Here is a 12685-nt window from a genome sequence, read left to right as displayed (position 1 = left end):
TCCTTCACGTGGGATGGAACCACAAAACAGGCAAGCTGCCTTGCCCCATAATGATCGGCCGCAGAGCGCGCCAAACCAGCCGGCCCTCGGAGCACTAACTGCATTAGCATGGGGTTGCTCCTCACCAACTCCACATCGCGAGATACACCCGATGAGCAACCGCTTGAACCTGCTTGACCCCGAAGTACGGGCCAACCCCTACCCTGTCTACGCCGAGCTACGCCGCAACGCGCCCGTGACTCAGGTGGATCCGGGTGGCATTTGGGTCGTGGCTCGCCAAGCAGACGTGCTCACGGCGATGAAGAACCCGCAGCTCTTCTCCTCGGAGGGCATCCGACGGACCTACCGCCCGTCCTGGAAATCCGACTACCCGCTGGCGGACTCCATGCTCGTCATGGACCCGCCGCGCCACACCCGGCTGCGCGCGCTCGTCAACCGAGCCTTCGGCGCCTCCATGGTCTCCCGCCTGGAGCCACGTATCCGCGAAGTGGCCCACCAGGTCGTCGCCTCACTGCCCGTGGGCCGCTCCGTGAACTTCGTGGACGCCTTCTCCATCTGGGTGCCGATCGCCGTCTTCGGAGAGCTGGTGGGCCTCCCCCGTTCTCTCCATCCGATCATCAAGTCCTGGTCGGATGTCTACGGCGAGTTCACCAGCATCCGCCCAGAGGACACGCAGCGGCAGCAGGAGATCCACAGGGCGGTGGCCGAGACCCGGTCGCACTTCAATGAGGTGCTGGAGGCACGCAGGCGTGAGCCGCGTGACGACCTGGTGAGTGACCTGCTGCGGGCCCAGGTGGACGGCGAGTCCCTGTCGGATACGGATTTGATGGGCTTCCTGTTCCTGCTCCTCATCGGCGCCCTGGAGACGGCCGCTCACCTGCTGAGCTCCTGTGCCCTGATGTTCCAGGAGCAGCCGGAGCTGATGGCGCGGCTGCGCGCGCAGCCCACACTCATTCCCCGCTTCATCGACGAGATGCTGCGGCACAGTGGCCCGGCACACGGGCTGTTCCGGATGAACACCGACGAGGTGGAGCTCGGCGGCGTACGGATTCCCCAGGGCTCGCGGATTCTGTTGTTGATCGCCTCGGCCAACCGGGACGAGGCCGCCATCCCCGATCCAGATCGCTTCGACATGGAGCGCCCCGGACCGCAGAACCTGCCCTTCGGCCATGGCATCCACTTCTGCCTGGGGGCCCAGCTCGCACGGATGGAGGTCCGGGTGGCCCTGGAGGAGCTGCTCGCCCGCTTCGCGAGGCTGACGCCCGGGGAAGGCTCCATTGAGTGGAATGCCTCGCTCGTGATGCGGGGCCTCGCGCAGCTGCCGCTCGTGGCGCACCTCCCCTGAGGCTTTGGGGGTCGCCTGCCTGCCCTGCCTCCGTTGGTTCATTCCAGTGCCGCTGCTGCCCGGTTCGGTGGGCGTGTCCATGGTGAAGGGAAGCAGGAGACCCCCATGTTGACCGTCGACACCGATCTCACCACCGCTCGCGCGGTCGCCGCCCGGGCAGCCCCCTCCCTCGCCATCCTGGAGATGCCGAGCCGACAGGGAGTCGGCTTCGTCGCCGCGCCCCACGGTCTGCTCGTCACCAATCTGCACGTGGTGGCGGGCGCCGAGGAGATCCACGTCCTGCTCGCCGACGAGCAGCTCCTGCGGGTGGAGCAAGTGGTCGCCCTCGACGAGAAGCGGGACCTGGCCGTGTTGAAGCTGCCCACACACGACGTGGAGGCCCTGCGATTCGATGGCGGTGCGAGCCCGTCCGAGGGCGATGCGCTCTTCATCCTCCTGCCCGCCGGCGGCGGCATGCTGGGACTCATGGAGACGCGGGTCCATGCCGTGCAGGTGCTCGACGAGTCCCTCACCTTCTTCGAGCTGGAGGCCTCGCTGCCGGAGGATGCCTCGGGCAGTCCGGTGATGGATGCCATGGGCGCACTGGTGGGCGTGGCCACATGCGCCTTCGCGGATGGGCGTCCGGTCACCATCGTCATCCCCTCGCGCTACGTGGTGCCCCTGCTGGAGCAGCCCGGGACGCAGCCGCTCTCCGCGCTCGCCGTGGCCAGGCCCGCGGCCTCTCGCGAGCGGCAGGTGCCCACGCACCCGCTCTCGCTGCTGGAGGGGTGCGCCACGGATGGTGTCGAGGAGATCGCCCTCGCCATCATGGAGGCCATCCAGCTCGGAGCCCCCGCCTACAACCGCGGAGACCCAGAGGCGTGTTACCGCATCTACAAGCGGACAACCGAGCGGCTCCTCCTAGAACGCTCGGACTGCCCTGGCGCCCAGTTCGCCCTGCGCGAGGGGCTCCAGCGCTGCGCACGGCTCGACAGCGCCGACGCGTGCGCCTGGGCGTTGCGCGATACGTTCGACGGCCTGCTCCAGGTCATCGACCGCTGGCTCCAGGCCCAGGCTGCCTTCGCGCGCATCTCGGCCCCCAAAACCTACCTCCAGTGAGGTGCCACCTCGGGAGTTCTCCTTGGAATTCCTTGATTCCATGACTCCCTGGGCAACAGTCCCACCCGGAAGAGCCCAGAGAGGGCCCCCACCGTCGGGGCTCGTGCCTGCCCGTAGTAAGACAGGGGTGTCACACGGCACCACCTCGAGGCGCACATGCGGGCCCTGCTGGTTCCATCCGGGAGCATTGATCTCTCGCCCGTGGAGTTCCTGCTCCGGCAGCTCGGAATGACCCCGACGCGGGCAGGAGACGACGAAGCGGCCGTCACGGCCTTCCACCTGTCCCCCTACCCGCTCGTGCTGGTGGGAATGGACGATGCGGGAGAGCGCGTCGTGCTCGTGCGTGCGCTCCGGGCCAGTCCACGCGGAACACGAGCCACCATTCTCCTGGTCGCCCGCCCCGAGCAGATGGAGCGAATGTGGCCCGTGCTCGAGTCCGGAGCGGATGACTTCCTGCTGCTGCCGCTGGACGAGGCCTCGGCCACGCTGCGGCTGCGCCTGGCCGAGCGCAAGTCGACGCGACGGCCAGAGACTCCGCCGGCGAACCTCTCGCTGGACGGACTGGGGACGATTCTGCTGCGGGAGAGCCCGGTGCCCACCTGCATCACCACGCGAGAGGGTGACGCCTTCGTCGAGGTGAACGATGCCTGTACCCGGCTGATCGGCTACTCCCGCGAGGAGCTCCTCTGGCGCACCCCGGTCGACCTGAATTTGTGGGAGAGCCCTGTGGAGCCCGACCGGTTGGCGGCGCTCTTCCGGCAGCAGGGCGTACTGCGCGGGGTGGAGACGCGGGTGCGAACGAAGAGTGGGGAGCTGCGCCACGTGCTCATGTTCGCGGGCCTCGCCGAGTTCGCGGGCATGCCCCACATCGTGACCATGTTCGCGGACCTGACCGAGCGCAAGCAGCTGCAGGACAGGCTGCTGCTGGCGGACCGGATGGCCTCGGTGGGCACGCTGGCCGCAGGCGTGGCGCATGAAATCAACAACCCGCTGGCCTACGTCACGGCGAACCTCGGTTACGCGCACGAGGAGCTGGTCCGTCAGCTGGAGCGCTGGCCCAAGGAGCCGGTGGAAGGCCTCCCTCCGTCGGCTCCGCTGAAGTCGGTGTGCGTCGCGCTCAGCGAGGCGTTGCATGGCGCGGACCGGGTGCAGACGATCGTCAGAGATCTCAAAACCTTCTCACGAGAGACCCAGGAGTCCGTCCGGGCAGTGGACGTGAAGAAGGTGTTGGACTCGACGATCAACCTGGCAGCCGGGGAGATCCGCCAGCGCGCGCGGCTGGTGAAGGAGTACGGGGAGGACGTGCCCCTGGTGCGAGGCAACGACTCACGCCTGGGCCAGGTGTTCCTCAACCTGCTGGTCAATGCGGCACAGGCGCTCCCCTCTGATGGCGACTCGGAGCACCATGAGATCCGTGTGCTCACGCGCATGGCGGGGCCCGGGCAGGTGGCAGTGGAGGTCTCGGATACGGGGATGGGCATCGCGCCCGAGTTGATAGGCCGCATCTTCGATCCCTTCTTCACCACCAAGCCGCCAGGAGTGGGCACCGGGCTGGGCCTGTCCATCTGCCACAACCTCATCACCGCCATGGGCGGGGAGCTGCACGTCCGCAGCGACCTGGGGCGGGGCTCAACCTTCCAGGTGCTGCTGCCGGCGGCCACCACAGCGGAGGAGCCGTACGTACCGGAGCCGATCCCCACGACCGTCACCGAGGGACCACGGGGCCGTGTGCTGGTCATCGACGACGAGCCGATGCTGTGCTCAGCGCTGGAGCGGATTCTGAGACCCCACCACGATGTCGTGCTCACCACGCTGGCGGCCGAGGCGCTGCCGCAGCTGGAAGCAGGAGCGCACTTCGACCTCATCCTGTGTGATTTGATGATGCCGCGGATGAGCGGGATGGACTTCCACGCCGCGCTGCAACGGCTGAGGCCGGATCTGATTGGCCGGATCATCTTCCTCACGGGAGGGGCCTTCACACCTCAAGCCAAAACTTTCCTGGAGCGGGTGCCCAACCGCCGGGTAGAAAAACCCTTCAATGCGCGTGCCTTGCTGGCGGTGACGCGCGAGGTGCTCGCCGCCCGCGGTTGAACGCAGCACGAGGGCACTGTTAGCCCACGAGAGGACAGAGACGAAGGTGTGCGAGGGGGCTGCGTCCTGACCCGGATGGGAAGGGAGAAGTGATGAGGTTCTACGAGCTGCGAGCGCCAAAAGAATCGAAGTACACGGGCAATCTCAGCGCCAGGCACAAATGGGGTGGCCTTCCCGGACTTCGCTGTCCTGAATGCAAAGCCACGTGGGCTGGAAGTATGACTGCGTACCCAAGCGTGGACCTGTCCTCCCTTCCCGAACGTAGCGAATACGAAAAGCCGAGGGCGGAGTCATTCGACGAGTTTGTGCGGCTACGTGAATTGGTGCGGCCACTCGTGCCACCAGGAGCGCAACTGCTTCCGGGAGCGATGTTTGGTCCGTTGGTGGGCACAGCCACTGGCACCTTCAGCCCGCTGTTTTTCTATTACCTCGAAATGCCACTGGTGCATCACCAGGCACTGGAGCAGCTGCAGGCCGAGGGAGTGAGGAGCCCGCGTGGGTTCCCAGAGCGCCCCCCACCCTGCCCCAAGTGTGGCCGGGACGCATTCCGCTTCCCTGAGAATCCCATCTTGGACGCGACGTCGCTCCCGGAGAATACGGATCTGTTCCGGTTGAGTGACTTCGAGTCCATTTTCATCGCCACAGAGCGCTTCGTGGAGGCTGTGCGGCGCCTGGGATTGGATGAGCTCGACATTCGCGAGGTGCCCGTGCGCTGATCTCATGTAGAACGGCGCGTCGTCATCGGCAGAAGTACAAACAGCGGAAGGAGGCAGTGGCATGGCGGAACGAATGGTGAAGTCCAATGGCATGGAGCTGTGGACCGAGAGCTTTGGCGAGCCCGGAAACCCGCCGATCCTGCTGGTGATGGGTGCATCGGCCCAGGGCATTCTCTGGCCCGAGGAGCTCATCAACCTGCTGGTCGCCGGGGGGCACTACGTCATCCGCTACGACCATCGAGACACCGGCCAGTCGACCGTCATCGACTTCCAGAAGAATCCCTACACGTTGGAGGACCTGGCCAAGGACGCGATGGGGGTGCTCGATGCGTACGGCATCGCCGCGGCCCATCTGGTGGGCGCATCGATGGGCGGGATGATCTGCCAGCTCATGAGCATCCGCCACCCCGAGCGCGTTCTCTCCCTCACGGTGATGATGTCCACGCCGCTGCGCACCGGGGTCGTGGAGACCTTCGCGCTGGCCTTCCAAGGCCAGGCAACGACAGAGGGATTGCCACCGCCCGCCCCACGTGCAATCGAGGTGTTCCTGGCGGCGGCTGCGAACCCGCCTACCAACCTTCAGGAGGCCATCGACCACCAGGTGAAGGTGGCTCGGGCCATGGCCGGCAGCGTGGCCCCCTTTGACGAGCAGGAGTGTCGACGCACGGTGGAACGGATATTCCAGCGCGCTCGAAACCCGGCCTCCTCGGCGAACCATGGATTGGTGCCCTCACCCACTCACGAGCAGGCCGAGGCGCTGAAGAACCTGCACGTGCCAACGCTTGTCATCCATGGGACCGATGACCCGATGTTCCCGCCCGCGCATGGTGTCGCCGCGGCAGAGCGCATCCCCGGAGCCAGGCTGCTCATGCTCGAAGGGTTGGGCCATGACATTCCCCGCCCTCTGTACGGAGAGATCGCGCGGGCGCTCCTCTCACACACGGGTGCAAGAGCCTGACGGCCCGCTCCCCAGGGGACAGGTGTCTGACGTTCACGACGCTCAACGACTGTCGGAGCTCCCCTGGAACCGCGTGGACAGGCGGCGCATGAACATGGGGGCGACGAGGAAGACAAGCAGGAGCCGCCCCACCTGCACGGCCACCACCAAGGAAAGGCTGGCTCGCGTCTCGAGGGCGATGGCGAGCACCGAGTCGGCCCCGCCGGGTGAGGTGGCGAAATAGGTGGTGAGCAAATCCACTCCACCCACGGAAGACCAGAGCCAGGCGAGCAGCAGGCATCCCCCCACCATGGCCATCACCGCCCCCAGGGCGCTGAGCGCTACACGCTTCAACTCGCGCACGGCGGCTTCATCGAAGTGACTGCCCACGCGAACCCCAAGCACCCACAGCGACAAGGCCAGCACGCCCGGAGGCCACGCACCCACGGGAATGTCCAGGGCCGTGAAGGGAATCCCCAACAGAAGCGGCCCCAGGAAGACGCCCGCAGGCAGCTTCAACCACGTGCCCGCCACTCCGCCAACAACAGCGACGAGGGCCGTCGAGCCCCACGCCAGGAGGGAAGACGGGGCGCCAGGCAGCGCCGCGGCGGTAGCCACCTGCGTGTCCGATCCACCGCCCATCCACCGGCCCACCGCCGCCGCCACGAGGATGACCACCCCCAGGCGCAGGTACTGGAAGAGCGCGACCAGGCGCGAGTCCGCGCCAAGCTCCTCGCTCAGGACCATCATGGCCGAGGCGCCTCCTGGCATCAGGCCGATGGTGGCAGTGCGGATATCCACACCGCCCAACCAGCTGAAGAGCAATGCCACCCCTTGGCCAATGGCCACCACGCCCACCACGTTGACGAGCGCGACGGGCCAGTGCTCGGCGAGCGCGCTCCATGCGGAGGGTTGGAAGGAGGAGCAGAGGGCGGCGCCCAGCACGGCCTGCCCTCCCAGCAGCAGCGAACGGGGCACGGGGACATGGACCGACAGGGTCAGGGCGGCCACGAGCGACACCAGCATGCCGCCGAGGAGCGCACCGGCGGGCATATGGGTCCATTCACCGAGAGCCGCCCCCAGCAGGGTCGCCCCCGTGACCGCCCACACGCGGGAGCGCGACCGCCCATCGAGTCTGGAGTCCTTTGCCATCCGGCGGCGGAAGGTAGCGCATCCGCTCGCGGTTGAATGCAGCTCAGACGCGCTGGTCGCCGTCGAGCAGCTCATGTCCGGAGAGGAGCCGGGCCGTGCGCTGGAGGCGCTCGGAGCTCAACCGGGAGAGCGCCTGGCGGACCCCGGGCTGGACGAGGATGTGCCGCTCGACGGCCTGTCGCTCCAGCCGGAGCAGTGTGCAGGGCGTGTCCGCATACACGGAGGCGGTGGCCGGCAAGCCGAGCAGCACGGAGAGCTCGCCGAACAGGTCTCCCTCGCGCAGCACGGGATAGGCGCTCTCACGCCCATCCGGATGCTGGTGAACCACCCGGCACCGGCCCCGGAGCAGCAGGAACAAGGCCTCTCCCGGCTGGCCCTGGACGAGCAGGCGCTGACCGGCCGGCACCGTATGGAGCTGGAAGGCGTGGGTCGCGGCCTCGCGCTGGACGGGAGTGAGCGCGGAGAGGAGCGGGTTGCTGCGCAGCACGTTGGCCAGCAGCCGCTCCTCATAGAAGGACTGCAGCACCTGCCGCACTGAGGGGTGGCGCTGCACGAGCCGCTCCACCTGCGCCCGCGTCAGCTCCAGCGCCACGGTGCGCTCGGTGGCCACCACGCTCGCCAGCCGCGGCCCCTCGGACAGGAGGGCCATCTCCCCGAAGAACTCACCCTCGCCCATCGAGGCCACCTTGCGCCGGTTGCCCCCCTGCAGCTGGCGCACCACATCCACGCGCCCTTCCACCAGGGCGAACATGGAGCTGCCCTGCTCTCCCTCCGTGACGATGGAGGCTCCTGGCTCGAAGCTCCTCATCGCCAGCTCCTCGAGCACCGCCACGAAGGCCGCCTCGTCCAGCTGAGAGAAGAGCGGGATGCGCGGCAAGGTGTCGCGCGGCGCGGGCGCCACAGGCGCCGGCGCGGGGACCAGCCGGGGCGCGGGCGCCAGGCGGCGCGAATAGAGCTCCGCCAACATCCGCTGCGTCCGAGCGTGGCCCGGGTCGAGCTGGAGGATGACCTTGCACAGCGCAATGGCGCGCAGCAACCAGCCCTGCCGGGCCCAGGCCATGGCCACCGACTCGTACATCTCAACGGCTTCCTTCTTGCGCCCCAGCCGCTGGAGCAGCTCTGCCACCTTCTGGCGGCTGCCCAGATCCTCCGGAGCGGCATGCACCACGAGCCCGTACTCGATGAGCGCCTCCTCCAGCTTTCCACTGGCGAAGAGTTGAGCGGCCTTGTCCTTGTGCTCGCGAAGCGTCTCGTTCATGGCATGACTCCCGGTGCAGGCGCCGCGGGTCGTCCCCGGGGCTCTCTCGTCCCGCCTACAACTCGGTTCTCTCACGGCTGTCGTGCCAGGGATGTGATGCGGTTGACGCCCTTGGAGTGAGCTCCGTCACAGGGGCCTGCTCACTTCATCGCGGACTCGCGCCACTCCAACCGGTAGAGCGTCAGGGCCTCCTGCTTGCCCTTCACCTGGGTGGGAGGCAGCGAGCTCGTGGGCCAGGCCCTATCCCGCCAGCGCGAGAAGGTGGCGTCGGTCATGCAGATCTCCCCGTCCCCAGCAGCGGAGCACACCCGGCTGGCGACGTTGGTTGCATCCCCGATGGTGGCGTACTGCAGGTACTGCTCGGAGCCAATGTTCCCGGCCGCCACCCGCCCCGTGTTCAGGCCTACGTGGATCTTCAGCTCGGGCCGACCCTGGGTCCTCCAGCGCGCGTTCAGCTCAGCGAGCGCCCGCTGCATCTCCACCGCGGCTCGCACAGCCCGGTCCGCATCATCGGGGTGCGCGAACGGCGCGCCCCACACCGCCATCAGCGCGTCGCCGATGTACTTCTCCAACGTCCCCTCGTACTTGAAGACAATCTCCGCCATCACCGGGAAGTAGTCATTGAGCAGATCCACCACCTGACGGGGCTCGAGGGTGGAGGAAAGCGCGGTGAAGCCGCTGATGTCGGAGAAGAGGACGGTGACCTCCGTCTCGATGGTCTCCAGGGGGCCGCCCTTCGCCATCTGCAGCTTCTTGAGCGTGGCCGGAGGGAAGAAGCGCAGGTAGGCATTGCGCAGCACGGCCTCTTCCTTGAGCCGCTGCGAGAGAATCGAGTTGTCGAGCGCGATGGCCGCCTGATTGGCGAAGGCCGTGAGGAACTCCAGGTCCTCCTGACTGAAGCCGTTGGGCCGGATGAGGTTGTCCACGTAGAGCACGCCCAGCACCTCGTCCCGAGGCTTGAGCGGCGCACACATCGACGCCTGGATGGACTGCAACACCACCGAGGCCGCGTCATCCAGACGGGGATCCACCCGGGCATCGGAGAAGAGCGCCGCCACGCTCCGGGTGCGCACATAGTCGACGATGCGCTGGCTGTAGAACGGACCGGAGGGGGACTCGCCCGTGGAGAACCTCGCCACCCGAGGGAGCAGCTTCCCGGTGGAAGGATCCACCAACAAGATGGCTGCGCGATCCACCTCCATGATTTGGAAGACGAGGTCCAGGATGCGCTCCAGCAGGGCCTCGATGGAGCCGGGCGAGGAGAGCAACTGGCTCACCTTGAGCAACACCTGGAGCTTCTCGTCCGCCTGGCTCTCCCGGCCCGCCTGCCGCACCTTGAGGGCGGAGTTGTCCCTGGACTCGGAGTGCCGCGACAACAGCTCATCCATCGAGCCAGGAGAGAACCGTGTCTGGAGCGATTGCACCTGGGTCGGCGAGAGCTCCAGCGGGAGCTCGCGAACGGTGGGCACCAGCTTGAACCGCACCTCGCCGCACCGGAAGGACTCACCCTCCTTCAACTCATGGCGCTCGATCCGGAGCTCGTTGACGAACGTCCCGTTCTTGCTGGTCAGGTCGAACAGCACGACGCGCTCGCCGACACGTTCGAGCCGCGCGTGCCGCCGCGACAGGCTCTTGTGGAGCACGCAGATGGTGCTCTCCTCCGTGCGGCCGATGGTCACGGCCCCCTCGGGGAGATCGAAGACCTGCTCGTCCAGCAGGCCCGGATTCATGATGAGCTGCATGGGCTACTCCATGTTCGAGGCCGCGAGCACGGCCGGACTGGATGAACCCTGGGGCGCGCTGGTGTCCATCGAAGCGGTCTGGTCCGAGCTGGACACCCGCACCTCCCGGCGGGACAGGACCTCGAGGACAGACAGGCCCTGGGCGGACCCGGGCAGACACCGCGTCCCGAGCTCTCTAAATTCGAAGCACCCCTCCAACCGCAGGCGGAGATGATCTCCAATCAGGAGCTGATCCCTCTCCGCCATCACCGTCAACCGGGCCGCGGTGTTCACCGTCACCCCGAGCACCGTGTAGTCCAACCGGCCCAGGCCCTTCGCGCCGATGCTTCCGCAGATGAGCTCTCCCGAATCCAGCCCAATGCTCACCCCATGGACATACGGAGACGAATCTCCACACCGGAAGGCCATGGCCCGAAGCTGCTGCCGGGCCACCAGGCAGGCTTCCAGCGCCCGGTTCAGGTGTCCCGGCCCCCGGAACACGGCCATCACTGCATCCCCCACAAACTTGTCCACCACGCCGCCCCGGGAGAGCAGCTCGGGGACGATGATCTCAAAGTTGGCGTTCAACCGGCGGATGACCGCCTCGGGCTGATGCTGCGTCGTGACCGGGGTGAAGTCCTTCACGTCGAGGAAGGCCACCGTGGCCTCCAACCGCTCCCCATCCACCACGTCCGGGCCCCGCATCAGGGGCAGCGCCCGCTCGAGGATGCCGCCGTTCACAAACATCCGCAGCAGGTGGTTCTCCTCGGTGGAGCGCACCATCTGGCGCAACTCCGTCACCTGCTTGAGCGCCTTGGCGAGGGTGGCCTCGAGGTCCTGGAAATCGATGGGCTTGACGAGGAAGTCGAAGGCCCCACGGTTCATGGCCACCCGGATGTTGCTCATGTCGCTGTAGGCGGAGACCATGATGACCTTGACGAGCGGGTTTACCTCACCGACCCGAGCAAGGAACGTGAGCCCATCCATCCGCGGCATGTTGATGTCGGACAACACGACATCGGTATCGGGGTGCTGGCGCAGCTTCTCCAGCGCGTCCTCGCCATCACAGGCGAAGATGAACTCGTAAACGCTTTCGCGGATCTGCTTGCGGAAGCGCTGCTTCATCAGCAGCTGCACGTCTGGCTCGTCGTCGATGACGAGGATCTTCGCAGCCTGTTTGGGACGACTGGCTTCCACCAACGCGGCGAAGGCCGCGGCCATCTCCCGCGCGGACTGGAAGCGGTGCGAGGGCTCCACGGCCAGGGCGCGTGAGAAGAAGACATCCACGCCCTGGCCCAGCTCAGGGAGCAGGCGGGAGGGGGGCTCGCTCAACACCCCACTGCTCCGGCTCAGCTCGCTCAGGGTATCCGCGGAGAAGGGAAAGCGCCCGGTGAGCGCCCGGTAGGCCACCACTGCGAGCGACCAGAGATCGGTGCGGTAATCAATTCGGACCTCGCCCCGCATCTGCTCGGGGCTCATGTAGCGCGGGGTCCCCATCACCCGGCCGGGCTGCTCGGTGGAAGCCGCGCTCCCGCTCTCCAGCCGGGCCAGCCCGAAGTCGAGCACCTTCACCACTTCCTGCCCATCCACCCGGGCGAGGAAGAGATTCGCCGGCTTGAGATCCCTGTGGATGATGCCAGACGCATGCGCGGCGGCCAGGGCCCGGGTCACCTGATTGAGCAGCGCGGAGACCACAGAGGGAGCGAGCCGACCCTGCCGCTCGAGCCGCGTCTCGAGATCCTCTCCCTCGAGCAACTCCATCACGATGTACGGCGTGCCCTCGTCGACACCGTAGTCGTGGATCTGCACCACATGAGGGTTGTGCAGTTGGGCGACTGCCTTCGCCTCCTGCTCGAACTGATAGCGCGCCGCGGAAGATGCGATGCGCTCGGGTGCCATCATCTTGAGGGCCACCCGCCGCTGCAGCTGAGAGTCGAGCGCCACCCAGATGGCGCCCATGCCGCCACCCGCAACTTTGCGCTCCAACACGTACCTGCTGCCAATCCGGCGTACGGACATGAGCGATCCACCCACCCCAAGCAATGACCAAGTCTTTGCAGCGAGGAAGGAGTGGAGGAGTCCATCCACCCTCGTGCATTCCTGAGTCGAGCATGATGGCACAATTGCCAGCAGGGTGTAGAGCAGCCTCGTCTATCCCCAGCGCACGAGAGCGGGGCTGGGCGACAGGCAGACAGCGCGAGCAGGGAAACCCCCTACCTGGGCGCAGGGGGTTGTCATGAACACGTTACGACGCTCGGAGCGTTGAATGGACGATTTGTTTGTAGCCACAACCTTCGCTGACGTCCCTTGACCAACAAGCGATCGAGCAGTCGTCCGCGCCGCGCTGGTCCGGTTCCCTGGCTCCAG

General features: G+C 66.9%; 9 protein-coding genes. 5 read left to right on the top strand and 4 right to left on the bottom strand.

The features are described from left to right. The first annotated feature begins 151 nt into the window (after positions 1-151). The 5 genes from F0U60_RS16680 to F0U60_RS16660 all read left to right on the top strand — a co-directional run bounded on the left by F0U60_RS16680 (position 152) and on the right by F0U60_RS16660 (position 6208). Positions 152-1345 (top strand): cytochrome P450, encoded by a 1194-nt coding sequence (locus F0U60_RS16680; RefSeq protein ID WP_395820679.1) that lies wholly within the window; start codon positions 152-154, stop codon positions 1343-1345. Positions 1346-1450: 105 nt separating this feature from the next. After that, positions 1451-2443 (top strand): serine protease, encoded by a 993-nt coding sequence (locus F0U60_RS16675; protein ID WP_395820676.1) that lies wholly within the window; start codon positions 1451-1453, stop codon positions 2441-2443. Between the two features lie 156 nt (positions 2444-2599). Further along, entirely contained in the window at positions 2600-4534 is a 1935-nt protein-coding gene (locus F0U60_RS16670; RefSeq protein ID WP_395820674.1) for an ATP-binding protein, read from the top strand. 92 nt (positions 4535-4626) lie between these two features. Next, positions 4627-5250 (top strand): double-CXXCG motif protein, encoded by a 624-nt coding sequence (locus F0U60_RS16665; RefSeq protein ID WP_395820671.1) that lies wholly within the window; start codon positions 4627-4629, stop codon positions 5248-5250. A 61-nt stretch (positions 5251-5311) separates the two neighbouring features. Then, the gene (locus F0U60_RS16660) at positions 5312-6208 is read left to right on the top strand and encodes an alpha/beta fold hydrolase (protein WP_395820669.1); all 897 of its coding nucleotides are present in this window, start codon (positions 5312-5314) and stop codon (positions 6206-6208) included. Positions 6209-6250: 42 nt separating this feature from the next. Here the strand turns inward: F0U60_RS16660 and F0U60_RS16655 are convergent, their stop codons facing one another. The 4 genes from F0U60_RS16655 to F0U60_RS16640 form a co-directional block, all read right to left on the bottom strand. Next, positions 6251-7240 (bottom strand): AbrB family transcriptional regulator, encoded by a 990-nt coding sequence (locus tag F0U60_RS16655; RefSeq protein ID WP_395820667.1) that lies wholly within the window; start codon positions 7238-7240, stop codon positions 6251-6253. A 142-nt stretch (positions 7241-7382) separates the two neighbouring features. Next, positions 7383-8597: a cyclic nucleotide-binding domain-containing protein gene (locus F0U60_RS16650; RefSeq protein WP_395820664.1), complete on the bottom strand. Its 1215-nt coding sequence runs from the start codon at positions 8595-8597 to the stop codon at positions 7383-7385. Between the two features lie 140 nt (positions 8598-8737). Continuing rightward, positions 8738-10339 carry an adenylate/guanylate cyclase domain-containing protein gene (locus F0U60_RS16645; RefSeq protein ID WP_395820661.1) on the bottom strand — a complete coding sequence of 534 codons (1602 nt, stop codon included), beginning with the start codon at positions 10337-10339 and terminating at the stop codon, positions 8738-8740. Positions 10340-10342: 3 nt separating this feature from the next. Next, positions 10343-12337 carry a protein kinase gene (locus F0U60_RS16640; protein ID WP_395820658.1) on the bottom strand — a complete coding sequence of 665 codons (1995 nt, stop codon included), beginning with the start codon at positions 12335-12337 and terminating at the stop codon, positions 10343-10345. Positions 12338-12685 lie beyond the last annotated feature (348 nt).

Origin of the sequence: Archangium minus (assembly GCF_044360475.1) — a bacterium.
Classification (GTDB): Bacteria; Myxococcota; Myxococcia; order Myxococcales; family Myxococcaceae; genus Archangium; species Archangium minus.
The sequence above is the reverse complement of the archived record's forward strand: the minus strand, read 5'-3'. Positions and strand labels throughout refer to the sequence as shown.